Here is a 21,618-nt window from a genome sequence, read left to right on the forward strand (position 1 = left end):
CAAAATTTTAAAAACGTTGAACAACGGTGCCATTGGGCACCGTTGTTGTTACTGGCTCTGGGTAAACCACTTCTCTTACTGACATTCCAGCAAAGATGACTGACAAACTGGGAATCATATATACATATCTATCTCTAAGTTACCAGCAGTGTTTAAATCTAACACACCGTGGTACACAGTTATGGAAGGTAAGATTAGTTCTTCAGTTACGCCTGATTCCGGGCAAAAAACAGAAGAGTCAGGACAGGCTTCTTCAATCTCCTGGCGTGCTGTCAGGTTTCTTGGCCGTACAGTTGTGGATGCGGGTAGCTATGCGTCTTCTTATCTAACTGGAACATCAGCGAGTAGAGAGGAAAATCTCTGCGAGAACCCTAAAGTCCCTGATCTGAGCAAGCACAAAACTATTGTTCAGAAACTTGCAGAGCGAAAGCTCCCTGGCGTTACTCTGGATAATGACTCCATGTTCAGTATGTCATCCGCTCTGTATATGGCAGAGATCAATTCGTTAGCTGAAGCAGAAACGCTGGGATTGGGCTTCATCCCGCCAGGACCATTTTTTCATACTTGGTACCCTCTCTATAATACTACTCTTTTTGATGGGAAAAATAATCGGGTAGGGTTTGATTATGTCTCTTCGGCGATAGAAGAGGCCGAGTTTTTAGAGAAATACGATATTCCACTGCTATTTATACACTCAACTCATGGTCTGGATAATGATCAAGTTGTACATATGAAAGCTCTCTTCGCTGATCAGGAAAATATTTTAAATTTGCATATTGAGGAAGACTTTAAAGGCGAATATTTAGAGACAAAACCGCAGACAACGGTAGGCGGCATCAGAAGAATGGATATCCTCCGGTATTGTACGTTACTGGATGCTGATCATGTGCTGGCTGTAGCGATACAAAAAGCAAAAAGGGAGGGGAAGTGCCGACTGGTCACAAGGCTTGAAAATAATAACGGCCAGTCTCTTACCTATCTGGATTTTGACACTGTGCTGATTCACCCTTCTCTTTATGAACTGGCTCCTCCAGGCTTTGTGTTTTGTGATAGTCCCAATTTTTTTTACAAAGTTGACAGTAGTCATATTCCAACACTGCCGGGAGCACTGCAGGAAAGGGCAAAAAATATAGAAAGCTATGTTTGCCATTTTCAGCACAAGATGGAAGGTTTGAAGTTTAACCGGGAGGAACTTACAAAGCGAAATGTGAGGTTACATGAAGCATTGCTTGATGGTGCAATTATTCGCGAATATAGAGCGATAACAGGAGATAAAAAGCCATTATCCTGGGCGGGAGTTACTAGTTTTATAAGGCTGGGCAAGGGTGTCACCCAATGGGTGGACTTCCCAAGACTTAGAGAGCACCCTGACCCCAGAACGGCGTGTGAACGAGACGGCGTAGCCCAACACCGATATGCAAATACTTCTCTCTCTGAGAGAGATGAGTTTATTCTCAGGCAACAACTCAAGACACTGACCGGGATGCAGCATTTGAAAATGTTTCATGACGGGTTGGATCACTCTTGGTGTTATGACCATATGTGACACCAGGGGCATTGAAGGAGTCAAAGTTATTGCCCTGTCTCTTTATTATTGACACTCCAGCAAGAGTGGTGGACAGGCCGAGAACCTTATTTACCTATTCATCTCTATATGCTCGACAGGCTTCTAGGCTCCTAGACGAGTGATACAGCAGATGGATAGAAAGGCAAGTTTTCCCACATATTCGAGTTTCTGTATATGCTTTTGCATATTTCTTTTTTTTGCGTTGACCGCTCTGTCGCAGACAGTAGCGCATTACCTTCCCTCGCATTACAGAATTCAACAGACAGAGAAGAAAACCGCTTTGCAAACCCACAAATTCCGAATCTTAGCCATTATAGAGAGATAGTTCTGACACTGGCAGAGCGGAAGATTCCCGATGTTACTCTGGACAAAGAGTCGATTTTCAGTATGTCCTCAGCCCTGTATATGTCAGGTATTGATTCACTGGCAAAGGCAGAAGTGCTGGAACTGAGATTTATTCCGCCAGGGCCTTTTTTTCACACTTGGTATCCTCTCTATAACACGACTCTTTTTAATGGGCAAAACAACTTAGAAGGATTTGACTATGTCTCTTTGGCGATAGAGGAGGCACATTTTTCAATAAGGTTGATCACTCTTATATCCCAGAATTACCGGAAGAACTTCAGGGTAGGGCAAAACTGGTGGAAAGCTTCATACGGCATTTCCAGCATAATAACAAAAAGCTCACTATTGGCAGAGCGGAGGTGCGAAAACTTAACGAAAGGCTACATGCAGCTCTGCTTGACGGCGACATTATTCATGAATACAGAATGATAACTGGAAGCTATCGTCCATTAGACTGGACAGTCACTATCAGTTTTATGAGGTGGAGCAAGGAACTCACCAAAAGAATAGATTTCCAGAGGCTGAAAGAGCAACCCGACCCTCTTGATGCATGTCTTTCAGCGTATGGAGGTTACAAGTATTCAGAGGTGCTCCCCAATATAGATGAGCTTACCCGAGAGCAGCTCAAGGCTCTGTCTGGAATGCAGCATATGAAAATGCTTCATGATGGGCATGATTATTCCTGGACTATGCACGATATGAGACGACGAGACCACTGAAAAAAACAAGGCCACTGTTCATATTTGCAGTTAAAAACCACTAATCTCATTGAGGTTATATATTTCTCATAATTGCTCGAATATGAGCTTTATCTACAATGATCTCCATCCTGTTACACGCCTCTATGCCAAGTTGAGCTTTAAGCCGCACTGCAATCTATTGCTTCTATCCATGCCACCTCATTTGCTATGTGAGTTACCATACAGGCCAGAGAATGAGATAAGACTTAGAAAAATATGACTTTCAGGATTGCAGTAAATGGTTTTGGCCGGATCGGACAGTGCGTCCTGCGGGCTCTTTATGAGAACGGGTACAGGGATGATATTCAGGTCGTTGCCATCAATGAACTGGCAGATACAAAGACAATTGCCTACCTTACCCGGTACGACACCACCCATGGGCAATTTCCAGGGAGTGTCAGCCACACAGAAGATGAGCTGATTATTAATGGCGAAGACCGTATACGCATCCTTCGTCAGTCCGATTCAGCCTGGCTGCCCTGGCGGCATCAGGAAATTGATCTTTTGCTGGAATGTTCCGGCTCCTTTAACAGCCGTGCCGGTGCCCTTCAGCATCTGAACAGTGGCGCTCCTCGTCTTTTGTTTTCCCAACCAGCTCAGCCGGATGTAGATGCCACAATTGTGTATGGCATTAATGAAGAACTGCTACAGGCGGATCATACGATTGTGTCCAGCGCATCCTGCACCACAAACTGCATTGTTCCTGTGCTTAAGCTTCTGGATGAAAAGTGGGGCATCAGCGAAGGTACCAGCACAACTATTCACTCTGCCATGAATGACCAGCCGGTGATTGATGCTTATCACAACAGCGATTTGCGGCTGACACGCAGCGCGTTACATTCGATTATTCCTGTTGATACCGGAATATCCAAAGGTATAGAACGCCTGCTTCCGAATCTGGCCGGGCGTTTTAAAGCACTTTCTATGCGGGTCCCGACGATTAATGTTTCGGCCATGGATCTTACGGTTAACCTGAAAACTGATGTTACCGAAGAAGTGGTGAATGACCTGATGAAACAAGCATCTGAACAGGGTCGTTTAAAAGGTATTCTTGGTTATACCCATGATCCCCATGCATCTGTGGATTTTAATCACGACAGTCGTTCAGGCATTGTGGATGGAACCCAGACCAGAGTCAGCGGTGGACGCATGCTGAAAATGCTCTGCTGGTTTGATAATGAGTGGGGATTTGCCAATCGGATGCTGGATGTTTCCCGCTTTTGGCTTGATTGCACAAGAACCTGAAAGTTTCTGACCAGTTATTAATCCGTCCAGATATCCGGCAGATGCTTTGCCCAGGCATCCGGACGTGTGCCGGGGAAATCCTCAATTCCCTGGAGCTGCTGTCTGAGAGAGGCGTCTTCTTTGGCCAGCTCCATCAGGCGATGGAAAGAGTTACTCTTGGAATTGTATGGACCCATTTGAAGTCCCAGGTTCCAGAAGTCCGGCATGTTACCATCATTGATGTCCTGAAACAGTGGCTCTGCCAATAACTCATAATGGACATTATGAGCCTCGCCAGACGGTTGATAGCCTAAAGCCTGTTTTTCATAGAAAACCTCATGCTGGATGGTTTTATCAGGACTCTTTTTGGAATCGCATTGCCCGATTCTCATTATAAAAAGGTCAAATGCGCTTCTGCCTGCCGGGGTTGTAAGGATATCGGGGCTGGTTTTCACCAAGTGAACAGCGCAGGCTGCGATTAAGGCTTTGGCTTTGTTTCTTCTGTTCAGAGGATCCTTGGGAGGAGCACTTTTATCCAGTCTCTCTTTCAATTCGTCATAACGCATCAGGGCATAATTGACTGCCTCCCGGCACTGCTTAAGCTCAACCTGCTGTTTGGCTTCACTGGTTGCCCCAGCTGAGTTCCAGGCTGGATTCAGCTGTTTAACTTTTCTTGATGCTATTGGGGAGCTACCGTTGGGAGCATCAGCCCGAAGGCCGGGAGTAGGCTTTGCATCTGGGTTTACGGTGACAGATTTACCCCTCCAGAGCCTGATAACAGCCTCTTTCAGACTCTTAAGCTGCCTGGATGCCCATTGGTAGACCCTGGAGCCGGTAATCAGGTTTTCAGCCATGGTGTATCTGCCTTTTCTGTTCTTATCGACAGATGTCGGCAGAAAGCAGGGTTACAAAAGAGTCTGGCCAGCTCACCATAATTGGGTTAATCATGATTATTTGCTGGAAGTGCTGGTAACGGGAGGGAGAGCAGAAGTTTCCATCGACTCTTCTTTATGTTCCTCTGAAGTTTGAGTAGCCGTAGACATCGTGGAACTGAAAGATGAGCGGGATGATGCAGATCCTTTTCTTGCTTGTACATGTGCTGCGGTATGTATTATCGGGATGAATGAAGGAAACAGGGGGCGAGAGAAAGCAGGAGTTGTTGTTGCATTAACAGTTGGTAATGATAGGTATGAAAAGGGCGTTTTTCTGATAGGTTGACGTATATGCTTTGGCGGGCCGCTTGTGATGGCTTGACAGGTTGAAGCTGTTAACTTCGATGAGCTCAGAGAGGGGAGACCCGGTTGATTTTGGGGGTGACGGAGTGCTTTGGATAACATATGTACAGGATTTGTCTGGGATTCCAGAGCACTTATCTTATCAGCCATGCTCAGGATATTATCCGGAATATGGCTTCTGGTGGCCATCTCCTCTATTTTAAGGTGTGAAATGTCCGGCAGGGGCAATTCGGCGATAGTTTGCATTTTTATCTGTTCATCTTCACTTGAATGATCCACTTTTTCGGGGAGGGTTGACTTGGCAACAACAATATACTCTTCAGCCATGCTGAAAGATAAATGAGGTATGAAGGTTATTTTGAAGCTTGTTTCATCAGTGCCTGCATGGTCATACCTGTCAGCAGATATCAAAGACTGGATTGAAAAATAACTCTGGGTGTTTGTAGATGGGATAATATTGACTTCTTCTGTTCTGTTAATTGAAGGAATCATTATATTTCTGGCCTCTCTGGAGGCAGGATGTTGAGGGACGGCTGGTTTAGCAAGATAGGCTTCATAGCGATAAGAGGGAAGTGGTTTTCTATAGTAAAAACTCGTAACGCTGAATGGCTCCTGATTGAATTGTGTGGCTCCCATCAGGGGTTGATGTTTGTTTGTTGTTCCCATAAATCCAAGTTGTATGTCCCTGGTATCTGAACGTCGGGCTGTAGAATACGCAGCCCATGGAGTTATATTGAGGTGCTGACTATGGGGTATAGAAAGAATATGTGACAGTTTGGTGACGGGAAATCTGGATTCGATAAAGAGTCCTGTGATTGCAGGTGCGGCATCATTGTTGACTGTTGCTTCGGTAAAATACTCTAGATGGCAGACAGTGATTTCTTTAGGGTGTTTCAAAAAAGTCTGGGAGCGCTGTGTAAAAGATAATTGTTTTTTGATCACTCTGAAATATCCTTGGGCTGGAACAGAGGGATTTTTCAGAAACTGGAAAACCTCAAGAGTGATGACACCAATCAATCTACCCTGGGGGGAGATGATATGAAAGAACTCGCTGGCCAGAGATTTTTGAAAGAAGAGAGTAAAGAAAAATACTGTAAAAAGATAAATAGCTGTTATTTTTCTGGACGCATTTATCATGGCATCACACTCCAGGTCGCATTGGGTTTATTATCCTGATGTGTGGGAGTTGTCCCATTCAGGATGTGCGACGACAGTGTAGATTGCGCAGCGTTTTTTGTGGTGATTTTATCCTTTTATAATTTTATAAATCTGTTATTTGGTGTTTTACAGGATTTTGTCTGGAATGGGTGTAACTCTGTTGTTGAAATGTCCGGGTGAGAGGTGGGCGGCGGTAAGCCCCCTGCAAGGAAAATGTTGGATAGCTTGTTATCCGGTCATAGGAATATCCTGTGTTCAGCATCATTGTTTTCGGTTGTGGTACGGTGGTCTGAGTCAGTCTGAATTGTTGAACACCTGAAATCCCCTCTGGGATTGAACTGGAAGGCTGGATTGCAGTGAAAAACTCCCGCGCTGACTGGTTGAATGCAGGTGCTTCCGTAAGGGAATAAACGGATGCCTGGGAAGATGTCTTTAAATCCCTGAATTCATATTGGCTTGCGTCTTGTGATAATGGACGCTGTTTTTTGTTTCCTGCTTTTTTGAAACTGATAATCCTCATATTCCGCTTTCTGGACCAAGCTTCTATGTAGAGTGTAAGAGCGCTTTTGTCCTGTCGGATATTGGATAATTGATCAGGTTTCAGGGAGATGAGGAAGTATTCAAGATGACAATCTGCACGTTCTTCCCAGAGTCGTTGTATAATTTGTTGGTTTCTCTTAGCAATATCCGCCAATTGACTGAGTAATGATGGATCTGCCGCTTCGAAAACCTCAAGTAAACGTCCACAATCGCAATTACATGCATGCCATAAAACTATGGCTTCATCTGTTGTCACTTTATCTGTTGTCATTTTGTCGGTTGAGCCTGACATGATAGTTTGGCTTTGCAGCCTGCCGGCAATCCCCGGCTGATTGAAATCCAAAAACCTTTTGGGATCGAACCCGAGTTCAGCGAACAAATTCTGTAATTCACGTGTCGTTAATTTTGAGTCCTGGATGACCTGATGGAGACCTTTAAGTAATTCGTTACGGTCGCAGCGCATAGAAAAGTTAACAATATCTGTGACAGAAAACACGGTGAGTATCAAATCTAGCCTGGTTTTGAATGTCTGTGGGCTTTCTTTGAAGAATTCATTACATCTGTTTGATATATCCGAACGAAATTCATTTTCAGGTAAGTAAATAATATTCTGATGATTTGGTTGGCTATCTACGGATACACTTTCATCATCAAGTACCTCTCTTTTTTTAATCGCAGCTGAATGGGCAGTGCCTGGCTCTCTGTTCAAGTAAGCTGTTCCAAGACCGGGTTGTTCCATGTCTTTGTATTGTGAGCGTTGTAAAGTAGAGGGTTTGTACAATGCATCCTGGGTCAGAAAAGCTTTTAACAGGGCTGTAGGTTTTTTTTTGCTAAGAACCTGGGATTCAGCCAGATCCAAATACTGGGTAAGACACTCAAATGTGATGGTTCCTGATAAATACTCCTGGAATAATTGTGATTGTGTCGCTTGCTGTACACAGGAAGCATTTTTTCGAAAAAAATCATATAGTTTGTTCCAACCTTTAGCCTGCCTGAGAGATTCGTTTTCCTGTGATAAGAGTGGCGAAATCCGAGTTTCTGTTTTCCTGACATTTTCAGCGCCCGCTTCTGTCCTTTTATGGGGGGCATGCTGCGCCATGGTTTCTTTACCCACCGTTTGACCAGTGTGTTGAAAGTCGCCCCCTTTAACCGTTCTGCTAAATGCTGTAGCACTAGTGAATACCTGCTCAGGACTTTGATCCGGAATTTCTGCTGACTGGGTTTGGGGTCTGCTTACACAGCATAGTAAGTGGCGCATGATGATTACCGATGATCTGGGTTGATACCTTGTTAGGAGTTGTGATGCCGCAATTAGTTCGTGCCACATTTTTTTTGTCATCGGGTTTAACCGAATTTGTTATTCAGTCATTCTCCAGGCACCGGTAACCTCTCCCCGAGTTTCACCACACAGGTGTATTTTTGCTAAAGTCCACGATTAAAGCTCTTTACTGATTAAAGCTCCTTACCGATTAAAGCTCCTTACTGAGGCAGACATTGACTATTGAAACCCCAACTGCGAACGCTGTGACCGAAAACCGTTTTGTCGGCCTGGCACTTCATGAACGCCTTTTGAAAGGTCTGGATACCCTGGGTTTCCATACGCCTACGGATGTTCAGCAGCAGACCATCCCCCAAGCCTGTGCTGGAACGGACCTTCTGGTCAGCGCAGAAACCGGAAGTGGTAAAACCGCCGCTTTTGTTCTGCCCATTCTTAACCGGTTGCTAAATGTTGATGCCCCCCGTTCCGCCACCCGTGCACTGGTGCTGGTACCGACCCGGGAACTGGCCCGTCAGGTTCTGCACCAGTGTGAAGCTCTGGGACAGTTCACGTTTATCAAGGCTGGCATGATTGTGGGTGGAGAAGATTACAAAACCCAGATCAAACTCCTGCGCAGGAACCCGGAAATCCTGGTAGCGACACCTGGTCGTCTTCTTGAGCATATGGGGCGAAAGGAAATAGACCTTTCTGACCTGGAAATGCTGGTACTGGATGAAGCCGACAGAATGCTGGATATGGGTTTCAGTGAAGATGTGCTGAAAATTGAACAGGCCTGCCGGCAGGATCGCCAGACGTTGCTGTTTTCTGCAACCTTGAAGCAGAAAGGCATGCGCCATGTGATCAAGCAGGTGCTGACAGAGCCCCAGACCCTGCTGCTAAGCACAGCCCAGGATCAACATGGCAGTATTCGTCAGCAGATTATGCTCGCCGATGATCCTGCCCATAAGATCCGTCAGATTATCTGGCTGCTGAAGTACGAAAAGTTCCAGAAGGCGATTGTTTTTACCAATACCCGTGAGCAGACCAATGCCCTGAATGCCATGCTGCGGAAAGAGCAGGATCTTCGTGTCAGCGCCCTTCACGGCGAAATGATTCAGCCTGACCGTAACCGGGTTATGATGCTGCTTCGGGAAGGCAAGGTAAATATTCTTGTGGCCACCGATGTTGCTGCCCGGGGCTTGGATATTCAGGGTGTTGATCTGGTGATTAACCTGGATATGGCCCGTAACGGTGATGACTATGTACACAGAATTGGTCGTACAGGTCGTGCCGGGCAGGAAGGTGTGGCGATCAGTTTGATCGGCCCTAACGAATGGAACCTGATGTCGGCCATTGAGCGTTATCTCAAAGTAAAGTTTGAGCGAAAACTGGTGAAAGAGGTGGCGGGCAGTTACAAGGGCCCGAAAAAAGTTAAAGCTTCGGGTAAGGCCGCAGGTTCCAGGAAGAAAAAGAAAACCGCAGGCAAAGGCTCTTTGGGTAAGAATTCTGGTTCTAAACGTCCCGCAACCAAAAAGCCCACAGGCCCACGGCGTAAGCCATCTGAAGGTATTGATACCGGGTTTGAGCCATTGAAACGAAAGAAAAAAACCAAGGCCATTCCCTGATCTGTTGTTTTTATTCAGCTATCTTCAAAGTCGGCAAGGATTCTCCTGCCGACTTTTCTCCCGGGCTGCACAGCCTTATAGCGTTCGGGTAAGGTGAGTGCATGAGCCGCCTGTCAGTGTTGTTTTAACCTAAAGTAGAGCAAAGCCAGTCCCAATCAAGTTTAAGGCTGGAGCAAGAGCAGCCTTGAAAGCCTTTTGGATTATCCCCCGTCTGGTGGACATACCTGTCCTGGGTTTGATAAACCTCCAGAAAAAACAGAAATCTTCGGCTGGATTCCAGACTATTGTCGTATAGGTAAACAATCAGATGATCTGGAGTGCTTCTCCCACTATCTTCCCTTAGATATATGAGAAGAGTTTCCTGAGGACTTTTCAGAGACGCAGAGATTATTTTTTCGATGGATGCCCTGTAAAACTTCGCTGCGTTTCCCTGAAAGTGCTTTAATTCTCTGAACCTGTGCAGAGAGTGGCCGAAATTTTTGTTCGGACATATGTTGCCTGTCTGTTTTTCCTCAGTCTTTACCGGATGGTCTGGATGTTCCCCTATCGCCAGTTTGTGACCTCTCTCTTTGTTCTTGTTCTCAACTCAATGGCCTGGGGGCTGGAGTCTCCCCAGACCTGTGGTACCAAGACTGTCGTAGGCCCAACAGCCTATGTTCGGGTGAAAGAGTCTGATCTTGTTTATCTTGCGCGGATCGACAGTAGCGCGAAGAAGGTGTCCCTGCGGGCCTGGGACCTGGTGATAGATAACCCTGCGAAAGATCCGGAGGATAATATTGGAAAAATGGTACGTTTCCGGACGGCCAACGAAAAAGGACAGGAAGCCACAGCCCGCGCATTGATTGTGGACAGCGTTCGTGTGAGCAGTTCCAACGGAATATCCCCGCGTTATGTTATTGAGCTGACGGTGACATATCTGGGCAGGAAAAAGGTGGTGCACGCTGATATCAGTGAGCGTCGTCGTATGACCTATCCGCTGCTTCTGGGAAGCAACTGGCTGGCCGGTGACTTTCTTATTGATGTCGATCTGCCGGAATACCGACCGTAATTTGAACTTTTATGCGCTGCGGTAGCGGTGAAGCGCTTAAAATACGGGCGGAATCCTGACGAATGCCTGACGAGTAGAGGGTGCTTGTGATAATGTCTGCAGCTTGTTTTCGGAAGCTACCATCACATCGCTGCGGCATCAGCGGAATCGGGTTATGAGACTTTCTTACAACACTCTCTTACAACACGAAAACTCCCTTCGGCACACGATGACGATGCCTGATTGCCTTTCCTGGTGCCCACCGGAATACCCCGTTTCTCTCTGCCATTGAACAAGAAGGATTCTCCCATGTCTGTTTTGAAGATGACTGACCTGGATCTGTCCGGAAAGCGTGTGCTTATTCGTGAAGACCTGAACGTACCGGTAAAGAACGGCCAGGTCACCAGCGATGCCCGTATTCTCGCGTCTCTGCCTACCATCAAGCTGGCTCTGGAAGCCGGCGCGAAGGTGATGGCCACTTCCCACCTCGGTCGCCCTGTTGAAGGCGAGTACAGCGAAGAGTTTTCCCTGCAACCGGTGGCGGATTATATCGGCAAGCTGCTGGGACGTGATGTTCGCTTGATCAAAGACTGGCTGGGCGGCGACTTTGATGTGGCAGAAGGCGAACTGGTTCTGCTGGAAAACGTGCGTTTCAATGTTGGCGAGAAAAAAGACAACGAAGAGCTGTCCCGCAAAATGGCGGCCCTGTGTGATGTGTATGTGATGGATGCGTTTGGTACGGCCCACCGTGCCCAGGCTTCTACCCACGGTGTTGGCAAATTTGCCCCGGTTGCCTGCGCTGGCCCGCTGCTGCAGGGGGAGCTGGATGCCCTGGGCAAGGCTCTGGATAACCCGGAAAAGCCGATGACCGCTATTGTTGGTGGCTCCAAGGTGTCTACCAAGCTGACGGTTCTGGAATCCTTGTCTACTGTTTGTGACCAGCTGATTGTCGGTGGTGGTATCGCCAATACCTTCCTGGCTGCCGCTGGCAAGCCTGTGGGCAAATCCCTGTATGAGGAAAACCTGATTCCCCAGGCCAAGGCGCTGATGGAAAAGGTTAATATTCCCCTGCCCGTTGATGTTGTGGTGGGCAAGAAGTTTGATGAAAATGAACCTGCGGTTATCAAGCTGGCAGATGACGTTGAAGATGACGATATGATCTTCGACGTTGGCCCCGAGACCGCTGAACTGTTTGCCAATATCCTTAAGGACGCACGTACCATCGTATGGAACGGCCCGGTTGGTGTATTCGAGTTTGACCAGTTCGGCGAAGGCACAAAAGCCCTGTCCCTGGCTATTGCTCAGTCTTCCGCATTCTCTATTGCTGGTGGCGGTGATACTCTGGCAGCCGTGGATAAATACGGAATCAAGGAACAGGTCTCCTATATTTCCACCGGCGGTGGCGCGTTCCTTGAATATGTTGAAGGTAAGGTTCTGCCGGCAGTTGCCATGCTGGAAACGCCGGCTAAGTAAACGTGTTTTTCGGTTTTTGAGGGGTGCGACATGTACCCCTTTTCTCTGGACTTTGAAAACAGGACAGACTCATGTCTCAGACTATTTCTCAAAAGCGGGCTGATTCTCAAAAGCTGGCCGACCTGGTAAAGCCGGGTGTGCTGTTTGGCGATGACGTGCAGAAGGTATTTGCTGCGGCCAAGGCCGGCCAGTTCGCCCTGCCCGCTGTGAACGTTGTGGGTACCGATTCTGTAAATGCTGTTCTGGAATCCGCTGCCAGGGTGAAGTCTCCGGTTATTGTGCAGTTCTCCAACGGTGGTGCGGTTTACTTCTCCGGTAAGGGGCTGAAGGAAGAAGGCCCGAAAGGTGTTCTGGGGGCGATTGCCGGTGCCAGGTATGTTCATGCTGTGGCCGAGGCTTATGGCGTACCCGTAATCCTGCACACTGACCATGCTGCCCGTAAGTTGCTGCCCTGGATTGACGGCCTGCTGGATGCCGGCGAAGAGTTCTACGAACAGACTGGCAAGCCCCTGTTCTCTTCCCACATGATCGACCTGTCTGAAGAGTCCCTTGAAGATAATATCGAAACCTGTGCTAAGTACCTGGAGCGCATGTCAAAGATCGGCATGACCCTGGAAATTGAACTGGGCTGCACCGGAGGTGAGGAAGATGGTGTGGATAACACTGGCATGGACAGCTCCATGCTGTACACCCAGCCGGAAGATGTGGCTTATGCCTGGGAAAAACTGAGTCCCATCAGCAAGCGTGTGACCATTGCTGCATCCTTCGGTAATGTTCACGGTGTTTACAAACCCGGCAATGTGAAGCTGACCCCGAAGATTCTGGATAACTCCCAGAAATTCTGTTCCGAGAAATTCGGCCTGCCTGAAAAGTCCCTGGACTTTGTTTTCCACGGTGGTTCGGGCTCTACTCAGGACGAAATCCGCGAAGCTGTATCCTACGGCGTGGTGAAGATGAACATCGATACCGATACCCAATGGGCAACCTGGGAAGGTGTTCTGAACTATTACAACGACAAGAAAGATTATCTGCAGGGCCAGCTGGGTAACCCGGAAGGTACCGAGAAGCCTAACAAGAAGTTTTATGATCCCCGAGCCTGGCTGCGTGCCGGTCAGGTAAGCATGATTGAGCGTCTTGAACAGGCGTTTGGTGATCTGAACAGCAAAGATGTGTTGTAAGTGTTTTTGCCAGCTCCGGTGGTAAAGCCGGGGCTGGTTTTTCCCCATAGTTAAGGTTAATTATCCCCCCACCAGAACCGTTGGCCAGCCCATGATTACCGTGCCTCCATGGGCTGTCTGGGATGTCATTCTGGCAGCCGGACGGCCATTCACCAGAACAGTAAAACTGCCTGCCACAATAGCGTCGGGTGGACCAACGCAAATACAGGGCTGACCAACAGTAGCCGCTGGCAGGCAACCAATCAGAACAGTGGATGGAAGCGGCATAATGGGGCCGCCCACATGGGGAATAGGCGGAAGTGCCGGCGTCTGCATCGGGCAGACGTGCATATCGAGCATACGGGCAGCAGGAAACATGGCAGGAGCACCCTGTGAAAAGCGACCCTGGAAGTTTAACGATCAGACGCTGGCTTGCCTGTAGTGGCCCTGCAGTTCCTCAAAACTTCTGCAGATAAAGTCTCCTGTAGCCGCGTCCGGGTTTCTTAGTGTGGCTGATGAACGGGACTGGATCTTTCTCCACCCAAGCCGTGCGGTCAGAGTGGTAAGCTCTTCTTCTGAGTTGGTGGTACACAGGGATTGCACAGTATCCGGCGTAAGTCTGCCAAGGCTGGCGGAAAGGCTCTGGAAGTTGTCTCCCACCGGGCAGTCACAGGCGGGAAGCCGGGTGCAGGATGCCCAGTATTCCTGGTACTTGGGCAGGGACTGGTACATTAAATCCATAAACACCTGCAGATGGTTTGTTAATGAAGTGTCGTGTTGCTGCCGGGCATTGGAGAAGCAGGTGGTAACAAGGTTTCGGCCATTATTTCTCAGTTCATCGTTTGAATCGAATGCCTTGCTGATATCCGCAAGCAGGCTGAAATCCAGCTGGGAGCCGTTGTATAACCCGGAAAGCGCTGCGGCACCGGATTCTGTACTGGAATGGTTGAGCATCTGATTAAGGGCGGGAATAATGGAACTGCGGTCCCCCAGACGTGCCAGAAGCAGAGCGCAGTTTTCGGCGGCGGGGGGCGAGAGTTCGGGGGCTGGCTGGTCAAACAGTTTCAGCACCCAGCGGCGCTCATCCCTGGAGAGAGACAGCACAAGTTGTTCAAGAATTTCCGGATGCTGTTCCATCAATCTGGAGAGCAGCCTGCTGCCATTGGTGGTGGCATCGAGATAGAACAGTTGAAGGGCACGGCGGCCAGACAGGGACCGAATCATCTTAACCACAGCCTTTTCCGACATGCTGTTCAGTCGTGTCAGATTCAGCCCGGCCCTTCTGGCCAGGGACAGCATCAGCGGTGTCCGGGTGACACTGGCAACGATACGGTCAAACAGCGGAATGGTGACCCGTGGGATATTACCATCCATCAATACCCGGGAGCCTGTTGTCGCACTGATCTGGCGGTTTTGAAAACGGGGGCCGGGCAGGGCTGTTAACAATGTTCTGAGTTTCCGGGTCAGCCATCCCGGGAGCATCCTTGCCATGGGGCTGCATCCTGTCTGAAGGTTCTGTTATTCAGCTTAGACGGGTTAAGCCGTGGGTTGGATTGGCAAGGGCAGGCGCAATCTGGCTACCGGTTAGCCAGCATTGCAGGGTCTGGCCTTTGCCTCGCCAATTATCTTGAACTTATCGGGAAATCCCTGTTCGTAGGGTTCCCAGACTTTCCTCTGGTCTACTTTAAGTTGATCCATGATTATTTGTTTTTTCTCTGGATTAGGACTTTCGTACGCTTCAGGGGGATAGGTCAGTGCTGACCTATTGATCAGGGTGAGATCCGGATCAACAACAACATCTTTGCCAGAGGTGATAAGCGTTTTCATAACGGTTTTGGCCGGCCCGGTGTCTGTGCTGCCCGCAAGCAGGACAGTGTCCGGATTAATCTCTTTAATAAGATCATTCAGTCCTTCTTTGCCTGCTGTGACATGATGATGGACTTTGGCTTTGGCCCATTGAGTAAATTCCATTTCGTTTTCTACATAGATATAACCTTCCCCGGTGACTCTTTCTCCAGCAAAGTCGCGGCAAAAGTCGTCGTATGTCTGGTTTTGTACACGATATATTTCATCAGCAAACATATCAGCAATGGGTGAACCTTTGGGAACTTCTCCATTACGGATTCTCCCGATATGGGCATCAATGAAGTGAACATTCTTATTGTCTGCATACTGCCCGATGAGAGCTCTCTGTTGTCCAAGAACCCCTTCCGTGACTTGTGCATACAATGGCTTGCTCCTGGCCGGAAGAGGCTGGAGATCATTGACCACCCGAGGGTTGAACCTGCGTGCGTCCATATCAACGATCAGGATAAGCACAGTCTTTCCTTCATTAATCAGGGCATCAATAGCATCATAGGTGCGGAAAAGGACGGCGCTGCAGGGAGAAAGAAAAGACAGCGTACACCACAGAACAGTAAGCTGCAGGACGACTTTGCGTAAGGATATAACAGGTAATATAAACACGGGTCAGAAACAGGGAAAACCTGCTCGCACTTAATTAATGTGAGAGAAATATAGCTGTAAATGACAATGCCAGTGTATTTTTTGTGACTGTTTTTTTTAAAGCTTGTCCTGCTGGCACCAATAGCGCGGTAATCCAGGGCGTAATTCCCTGAAATAATGTTTAATTACAATTGAACTTCCATTGCCGTTGCATTGTCGTTGAGCATGAAGCAATGGTTTTCTGTCGTTTATATATAGACACTTGTGGATTGGTTAAACAGCGCTGCTTTTATGTTCAACTCGAAGTGAAAAACGCAAAAAATATAGATTGACAGAAATCCCGAATTTGCGCCATTCAACTATAGTTGAGCTTCATCATTTGAGAGTTGAGCTGCATCGGGAGACCGGATAAATGGTGCGGAATATAAGGTGGAATTCACAGCAACATATCCGAGAATACTGATTTATAAACTCCACCGTCCTTGAACGGTATCCAGGCTAATAACCTTATGGTTGAAGAAGTAATAGATGTACCTGAAGATGTTTCAGGCTGGCGCCACGCGTTCAGCGATGATGACCGTAAAATCATTCGGTCAATGGAAACAATTGTTGATGGCATTGCCGGGATTTTCGGCTCCTTTTGCGAGGTTGTACTTCATTCTCTTGAAGATCCTTCCCGTTCCGTTGTTAAAATCGTCAACGGTGTCACAACAGGTCGTGACCTTGAAAGTCCGATCACCGCAGAAGCCCTGATGCAGCTGCACGAAATCGCCCAACAGGAGGGCAGTGATATACGTCATTCCTGTAAAAAAACAGCTGATGGCCAGCTGTTCAAATCCACAAGCATGGTTATACGCAACAGCGCCCAGCAGCCGGTTGGCATGCTGTGTGTAAACATCAATATGAACGTACCCACTGCGGACTTCCTGCAGACATTCGCTCTGGACCGAGCCAGCAACACGCCTTCTGTCGGGTATTTTCCGTCAAGTGTTGATGAACTGGTGGAAAGCACCGTTGACCGCACTATTGCGGAAGTGAACAGTAATCATCATCTGTCCAACAAGGTCAAGAACAAGCACATCATCATGTCCCTTTTCGACAAAGGCATATTCGATATCAAGGAAAGCGTGCCTATGGTGGCGAGGAAACTGGGTGTTTCCCGGCACACGGTTTACCTTTATATCCGCCAGCGCAAACAGGAAGAGAGTTAACCAGAACTCTCTTTCCCCGGAATTCAGGCGGCGTGGGTGGTGACCTTTCCCGGGCCGGACGAGTGGGATTAAAAACTACAGGGCTGTTTGATTTTGTATCAAATGGGCCTTTTTTATACAGTTTTTGCTGGTATAGTCGCCTCCATCCGGAAGGGAGGGGTCTCCGGAAGAATGGAAAATAATAATCCGAAGTATCAGATTTTTGAGTAAAACCATCTCTGATAACTGACCAGGGAGCCTGTGAAGCTGCAACAGCTATGTTGCAATTGCACGGCAATTGTCCTTCAGGAAGCCAGGGGCCGTATCATCGGACATCAACAGCCCCTTAATATAAAAATTACAGCTTACTGAGGTGTTTTATGGCCCATTGGCGTTTTATTGGGGGAGCCGCTGCACTTGCTCTGAGTATGCAGTCTGTCGCGCAGGTTGTACCTATTCATGATGTTCAGGGTTCCGGGTCTTCCAGTCCGTATGTGGGGATGCAGGTCGCCGTAGAAGGTGTTGTTGTCGGTGATTTTCAGGCAGCCAGCCAGCTGAAAGGGTTTTTCCTGCAGGAGCAGGTGGCGGATAACAACCCCGCGACATCCGAGGGCATTTTTGTTCACACCGGTAATAACTTCTTTGATGTCCAGGAAGGCGAAAAGGTTTCCGTCTGGGGCACCGTCAAGGAATACAACGGACTGACTGAACTGGCCAACCCCTATATTACCCGTATGGGCTGGGAGAACCTGCCGGAACCGGCGGTTATCTCCCTGCCTGTTTCCTCTAATAACCAGTTTGAGCGCTATGAAGGCATGAGGGTTACTGTTGAAGAGCCTTTGCTGGTGTCAGACACCTATGGCCTGGCGCGGTACGGGCAGGTCTGGCTGTCCAGCAAGCGTCTGTTTACCCCGACATCTCTGGTTGCCCCTGGCCCTCAGGCTGCAAAGCTGCAGAAGCAGAATGATCTGCACACCCTGCTGATTGATGATGGCAGTAACAGGCAGAACCCTGGGACCATCCCGTTCCCCTCTTCCGGTTTAAGTGCATTTAATACCATGCGTGCTGGTGACAGAGTGACTGGAATAGAAGGTGTAATGCACTTCAGTGACGATTACTACTCTGTACAGGTCACCCGTGATCCGGTATTTACCAGAACCAATTTCCGTTCAGCCGCTCCTGAAGGCATTACTGGCAATCTGCGGGTAGCCAGTGTCAACGTGCTGAACTACTTCAATGGTAACGGAAACGGTGGCGGCTTCCCCACCGAGCGCGGGGCCAGCAGTTTTGAAGAGTTTGAACGTCAGCGGGCAAAAACCATCAGCGCTATTCTTGCGACGCAGGCGGATATTATCGGTCTGATGGAGATGGAAAATGATGGTTATAACGCAAGAAGCGCAATTGCTGATCTGGTTAAAGGGCTGAATGCTGTATCAGTTAACGGGACTTATCGTTATCTGAACCCCGGTGTCAGCAAGATTGGTACTGACCATATTAGTGTTGGCTTTATCTATAAAACCAATACCGTTTTACCGGCAGGCCGTGCCGCCATTCTCGACAGTTCTGTTGATTCCCGTTTTAACGATACCAAGAATCGCCCCAGTCTGGCACAGACCTTTACCCAGAAGAGCGATGGTAAGAAGCTGACGGTTGTCGTTAACCATCTGAAGTCCAAAGGTTCCAGCTGTGAGGAGCTGGGCGACCCAAATAAGAATGATGGTCAGGGTAACTGCAATATCACCCGTACCAATGCTGCCAAAGCTGTTGCCCAGTGGGCAAATAATGCTCCAACCGGTATTGCTACAGATAACGTTCTGTTGATTGGTGATATGAATGCCTACGCCAAAGAAGATCCGATTTCAGCCTTTAAGGCCGCGGGCTTCAAGGATATGGTTGCTGAGAAAGTAGGTTCTCACGCTTATTCCTACGTGTTCCAGGGGCAGTCCGGTTATCTGGATCATGCGTTGGCCAGCGCTGCCTTGGAAGACAAAATTTCCAGCGTTGTGGAGTGGCATATCAATGCCGATGAACCACGCAGCCTGGATTACAATACTGAATTCAAGACTGACGCCCAGAAAATCAACCTTTATGCGCCTGATGCTTTCCGGGCATCTGACCATGACCCGGTTGTTATCGGCTTAGACCTGTAAACAGGGATAAAAAGGAAGTACGGCTATGCTCGTACTTCTTTTACTCTTTTTGCGCTCTGTTTTTTACTATCTGTCCTGCCTGCTCCTGAAGCTTCCCATCAGTATCCGCTTTCTTCAGTCTGTGAACAGGAATAGCCTCCATTCCCTGCGTTAAGTCCAGGCTGCAGGCACTCATTTGGAATACAGGGAAAAGATATATTTCGGCAAATCATAGACCATCGTACAAGATTCGCCCGCTACCCAGTATGAGAGGCTGGCGTGATTCACGTTCAATGCTAGTCTGCCTCTTTTGTAAATATGCAGTGAAGGTTATTTATGTCAGAAACCGGCATATCCAAGGTTATGATTATTGCTGCTGGGAAGGTGGAAGATAATAAAGGTGAGCTGGATGATGTTTTGAATCTGGAGAAAGAACTGGAATGCCGGGATATTCAACCTCGTCATTTGGTTATAGAACCCTTGTCAGCAGACTGGACAGCGCCGGAGCAACCGGGCTTTTACCGTACGGGCTGTGGTCCTCTGGAAGCTCTGGCAGAAGCCAAAGCACTTATTGCTTCAGGCCAGAAAGCCGTTGTGATCAGTGGTGAAGACCCTTTGAAAACCGGATACAGCCGGGATGAGCGGTTAACAAAAATGGCCATTTATGGGGAGGATTATCCCCTCACCCAGGCTTATACGGATTTGGCCAGGGCATTTATTGAGATGCACCAGATAAGTTCTGAACAATTTAAAGAGCTGGCGGCGGCTCTCTTTAAGAATTATCAGGGCAGTTATCGTAGAGCTATGGGGAATCAGTTCCACGACACCCTGCTGCCTGATTCCCGCTGGTATAAACCCATTACTGAGCTGTTTCGCGGAGTTGATTGCGCTAATCCTCTGGTGGATTTTTCCGGACGACTTCTGATTGCCGACAGTGATACCGCAGACCTGCTGAATATACCCGGGTATAAACGCATTCAGATAAAATCTGTGGGAATAAATAAACTGGCTGGTGACGGGAAAGATTATCTACGCAGCATTGTTCCCTATGGACATCTAAAAGCTGCCTGCCAACAAGCCTGTAAGGATGCAGGTATTAATTTTGAACAGGAATTTCGTCAGGGTCAGGCGCTAATGGAGGCTTATACCTGTTTTACTGTTGTACCTGTGGCATTCATGCTGGCAAGTGGGCTGGTTGAACGGCTTGAGGATATTCCGGAGTTTCTGGAAAAGCACAGTATTACCATAACCGGAGGTATGAACCTCGCTAAAGGTGCCTGGAATAATCCGGCTCTTAATGCATTGATTATGATGTATCAGCGCCTTCTTAAGGGGCCTGAAACACTGGGGTTGGTGCATGGTAATGGTGGGCTCGGCTATCGACAGGGGGTGGCGATACTGGGTAATTCCGCTTCAGGATAATTTGCTATTTAAGGAAACGGTCAAGTGATACCGTGTTTATGCTGATATAAAGCATTGAGTTGAATGGTATTTAACAGGAAGAAGGATTCCCCCTCGTGGCAATAGTTGAGCGTCCGGAGTTGAAAAAGGACATCATCCTGGGGATAAGCGCCTGCCTGATGGGGCAGAAGGTTCGTTATAACGGAGATCATAAACGTTCCTCTTTTGTGATGAATATCCTCGACAGGTTTTTCCATCTCAAGCCGGTCTGTCCCGAGGTGGAAATTGGTATGGGGGTTCCCCGTGAACCTATCCGGCTGGTGGGAGAGGCTTCTGGAGATTATCGGGTAAAGGCCACGGACCATCCGGAAAATGATTTTACCGACCAACTGTCGGACTTTGGTAAACAGACAGCTGAAGCCCTTGAACAGGATATCAGCGGTTATATTCTGATGCAGAAATCCCCCAGCTGCGGCATGGAGCGGGTGAAAATCTACCATGAGAACGGTCATCCCCTGGGGGAAAGTGGAGCAGGAATGTTTGCCCGTTCCCTGATGGCAAGCTGTCCGTTATTGCCGGTGGAAGAAGAAGGCCGTCTGCACGACCCGGTATTAAGGGATAATTTTTTTGTCCGGGTTTACGCCTGGCACCGCTGGCAGCAGGAAATGAGAGATAACCCTACCCATGCCGGAATGGTGGCATTTCATTCAGCCTATAAATACCAGATCATGGCTCACAGCCCCCAGAATTACCGCCGTCTTGGACAGATGGTGTCTGTTGGCAGGAAAAGGCTGATTGAAGAACTGGCAACAGAGTACATTGAACTGTTTATGGCCACTCTTCGAATGAAAGCTAACCGAAAAAGTCATACCAATGTGATGATGCATCTTCTGGGCTATATGAAGAAGACTCTGGATAGAGAGTCCCGTAAAACATTGCTGGACCTGATTGAACAGTACCGGACAGGCATGATTCCCCTGGTGGTGCCCATTACCATGCTGCGCCACTTTCTCAGTATTCATGGCAGCCAGTATGTTCAGGACCAGGTATATCTTCAGCCCCATCCGGAGGAGCTGGGGCTGAGAAACACCCTGTAAACGACCA

Annotated in this window: 17 protein-coding genes; 11 read left to right on the forward strand and 6 right to left on the reverse strand. The window is 48.2% G+C overall.

Going from position 1 to position 21,618, the window contains the following annotated elements:
- Nucleotides 1-181 precede the first annotated feature (181 nt).
- The 3 genes from ACY2RQ_RS02950 (at nucleotide 182) to ACY2RQ_RS02960 (ending at nucleotide 3,897) form a co-directional block, all read left to right on the forward strand.
- Nucleotides 182-1,546 (forward strand): hypothetical protein, encoded by a 1,365-nt coding sequence (locus tag ACY2RQ_RS02950; protein WP_490111465.1) that lies wholly within the window; start codon nucleotides 182-184, stop codon nucleotides 1,544-1,546.
- Nucleotides 1,547-1,741: 195 nt separating this feature from the next.
- Nucleotides 1,742-2,341: a hypothetical protein gene (locus tag ACY2RQ_RS02955; RefSeq protein ID WP_490111466.1), complete on the forward strand. Its 600-nt coding sequence runs from the start codon at nucleotides 1,742-1,744 to the stop codon at nucleotides 2,339-2,341.
- Nucleotides 2,342-2,868: 527 nt separating this feature from the next.
- Nucleotides 2,869-3,897, forward strand: a complete 1,029-nt coding sequence (locus tag ACY2RQ_RS02960) for a type I glyceraldehyde-3-phosphate dehydrogenase (RefSeq protein ID WP_490111467.1) — start codon at nucleotides 2,869-2,871, stop codon at nucleotides 3,895-3,897.
- Nucleotides 3,898-3,914: 17 nt separating this feature from the next.
- On the opposite strand, the gene ACY2RQ_RS02965 is transcribed toward ACY2RQ_RS02960, so the two are convergent.
- From ACY2RQ_RS02965 to ACY2RQ_RS02975, 3 genes are all read right to left on the reverse strand, one after another.
- Nucleotides 3,915-4,730, reverse strand: coding sequence for a hypothetical protein (locus tag ACY2RQ_RS02965; RefSeq protein WP_490111468.1), 816 nt, complete (start codon nucleotides 4,728-4,730; stop codon nucleotides 3,915-3,917).
- A 96-nt stretch (nucleotides 4,731-4,826) separates the two neighbouring features.
- Entirely contained in the window at nucleotides 4,827-6,248 is a 1,422-nt protein-coding gene (locus ACY2RQ_RS02970) for a hypothetical protein (RefSeq protein ID WP_490111469.1), read from the reverse strand.
- Between the two features lie 124 nt (nucleotides 6,249-6,372).
- Complete coding sequence (locus ACY2RQ_RS02975) at nucleotides 6,373-7,923, reverse strand: hypothetical protein (RefSeq protein WP_490111470.1); 1,551 nt, start codon at nucleotides 7,921-7,923, stop codon at nucleotides 6,373-6,375.
- Nucleotides 7,924-8,303: 380 nt separating this feature from the next.
- Here ACY2RQ_RS02975 and ACY2RQ_RS02980 point away from each other — a divergent pair, with 380 nt between their 5' ends.
- The 4 genes from ACY2RQ_RS02980 (at nucleotide 8,304) to fbaA (ending at nucleotide 13,370) form a co-directional block, all read left to right on the forward strand.
- Nucleotides 8,304-9,692: a DEAD/DEAH box helicase gene (locus ACY2RQ_RS02980; RefSeq protein ID WP_490111471.1), complete on the forward strand. Its 1,389-nt coding sequence runs from the start codon at nucleotides 8,304-8,306 to the stop codon at nucleotides 9,690-9,692.
- A gap of 466 nt (nucleotides 9,693-10,158) precedes the next feature.
- Nucleotides 10,159-10,740 carry a putative ATP-dependent zinc protease gene (locus tag ACY2RQ_RS02985; RefSeq protein WP_490111472.1) on the forward strand — a complete coding sequence of 194 codons (582 nt, stop codon included), beginning with the start codon at nucleotides 10,159-10,161 and terminating at the stop codon, nucleotides 10,738-10,740.
- A gap of 288 nt (nucleotides 10,741-11,028) precedes the next feature.
- Nucleotides 11,029-12,192: a phosphoglycerate kinase gene (locus ACY2RQ_RS02990; RefSeq protein ID WP_490111473.1), complete on the forward strand. Its 1,164-nt coding sequence runs from the start codon at nucleotides 11,029-11,031 to the stop codon at nucleotides 12,190-12,192.
- A gap of 71 nt (nucleotides 12,193-12,263) precedes the next feature.
- Nucleotides 12,264-13,370 (forward strand): class II fructose-bisphosphate aldolase, encoded by a 1,107-nt coding sequence (fbaA, locus tag ACY2RQ_RS02995; RefSeq protein WP_490111474.1) that lies wholly within the window; start codon nucleotides 12,264-12,266, stop codon nucleotides 13,368-13,370.
- Between the two features lie 60 nt (nucleotides 13,371-13,430).
- Here the strand turns inward: fbaA and ACY2RQ_RS03000 are convergent, their stop codons facing one another.
- The 3 genes from ACY2RQ_RS03000 to ACY2RQ_RS03010 all read right to left on the reverse strand — a co-directional run bounded on the left by ACY2RQ_RS03000 (nucleotide 13,431) and on the right by ACY2RQ_RS03010 (nucleotide 15,815).
- On the reverse strand, nucleotides 13,431-13,727 hold the full coding sequence (locus ACY2RQ_RS03000) for a PAAR domain-containing protein (protein ID WP_490111475.1): 297 nt from the start codon (nucleotides 13,725-13,727) through the stop codon (nucleotides 13,431-13,433).
- A gap of 42 nt (nucleotides 13,728-13,769) precedes the next feature.
- A complete protein-coding gene (locus tag ACY2RQ_RS03005; RefSeq protein WP_490111476.1) occupies nucleotides 13,770-14,840 on the reverse strand; it encodes a hypothetical protein in 1,071 nt (356 codons plus the stop codon).
- 93 nt (nucleotides 14,841-14,933) lie between these two features.
- Nucleotides 14,934-15,815: a hypothetical protein gene (locus ACY2RQ_RS03010; protein ID WP_490111477.1), complete on the reverse strand. Its 882-nt coding sequence runs from the start codon at nucleotides 15,813-15,815 to the stop codon at nucleotides 14,934-14,936.
- Nucleotides 15,816-16,303: 488 nt separating this feature from the next.
- Between ACY2RQ_RS03010 and ACY2RQ_RS03015 the strand changes: the two genes are divergently transcribed.
- The 4 genes from ACY2RQ_RS03015 (at nucleotide 16,304) to ACY2RQ_RS03030 (ending at nucleotide 21,611) form a co-directional block, all read left to right on the forward strand.
- A complete protein-coding gene (locus tag ACY2RQ_RS03015; protein ID WP_490111478.1) occupies nucleotides 16,304-17,005 on the forward strand; it encodes a helix-turn-helix transcriptional regulator in 702 nt (233 codons plus the stop codon).
- Between the two features lie 359 nt (nucleotides 17,006-17,364).
- A complete protein-coding gene (locus ACY2RQ_RS03020; protein ID WP_490111479.1) occupies nucleotides 17,365-19,134 on the forward strand; it encodes an ExeM/NucH family extracellular endonuclease in 1,770 nt (589 codons plus the stop codon).
- A gap of 315 nt (nucleotides 19,135-19,449) precedes the next feature.
- Nucleotides 19,450-20,535, forward strand: a complete 1,086-nt coding sequence (locus tag ACY2RQ_RS03025; RefSeq protein ID WP_490111480.1) for a hypothetical protein — start codon at nucleotides 19,450-19,452, stop codon at nucleotides 20,533-20,535.
- A 95-nt stretch (nucleotides 20,536-20,630) separates the two neighbouring features.
- Nucleotides 20,631-21,611 (forward strand): YbgA family protein, encoded by a 981-nt coding sequence (locus ACY2RQ_RS03030; protein WP_490111481.1) that lies wholly within the window; start codon nucleotides 20,631-20,633, stop codon nucleotides 21,609-21,611.
- Nucleotides 21,612-21,618: the final 7 nt, after the last annotated feature.

It is taken from the genome of Parendozoicomonas sp. 209JJ7-1, assembly GCF_058147085.1.

What these genes read in the sequence shown, in the direction of transcription:
- ACY2RQ_RS02950 (WP_490111465.1), top strand. Translation starts at nt 182, where the DNA reads ATGGAAGGTAAGATTAGTTCTTCAGTTACGCCTGATTCCGGGCAAAAA.
- ACY2RQ_RS02955 (WP_490111466.1), top strand. Translation starts at nt 1,742, where the DNA reads ATGCTTTTGCATATTTCTTTTTTTTGCGTTGACCGCTCTGTCGCAGAC.
- ACY2RQ_RS02960 (WP_490111467.1), top strand. Translation starts at nt 2,869, where the DNA reads ATGACTTTCAGGATTGCAGTAAATGGTTTTGGCCGGATCGGACAGTGC.
- ACY2RQ_RS02965 (WP_490111468.1), bottom strand. Translation starts at nt 4,730, where the DNA reads ATGGCTGAAAACCTGATTACCGGCTCCAGGGTCTACCAATGGGCATCC.
- ACY2RQ_RS02970 (WP_490111469.1), bottom strand. Translation starts at nt 6,248, where the DNA reads ATGATAAATGCGTCCAGAAAAATAACAGCTATTTATCTTTTTACAGTA.
- ACY2RQ_RS02990 (WP_490111473.1), top strand. Translation starts at nt 11,029, where the DNA reads ATGTCTGTTTTGAAGATGACTGACCTGGATCTGTCCGGAAAGCGTGTG.
- fbaA (WP_490111474.1), top strand. Translation starts at nt 12,264, where the DNA reads ATGTCTCAGACTATTTCTCAAAAGCGGGCTGATTCTCAAAAGCTGGCC.
- ACY2RQ_RS03000 (WP_490111475.1), bottom strand. Translation starts at nt 13,727, where the DNA reads ATGTTTCCTGCTGCCCGTATGCTCGATATGCACGTCTGCCCGATGCAG.
- ACY2RQ_RS03005 (WP_490111476.1), bottom strand. Translation starts at nt 14,840, where the DNA reads ATGGCAAGGATGCTCCCGGGATGGCTGACCCGGAAACTCAGAACATTG.
- ACY2RQ_RS03015 (WP_490111478.1), top strand. Translation starts at nt 16,304, where the DNA reads ATGGTTGAAGAAGTAATAGATGTACCTGAAGATGTTTCAGGCTGGCGC.
- ACY2RQ_RS03020 (WP_490111479.1), top strand. Translation starts at nt 17,365, where the DNA reads ATGGCCCATTGGCGTTTTATTGGGGGAGCCGCTGCACTTGCTCTGAGT.
- ACY2RQ_RS03025 (WP_490111480.1), top strand. Translation starts at nt 19,450, where the DNA reads ATGTCAGAAACCGGCATATCCAAGGTTATGATTATTGCTGCTGGGAAG.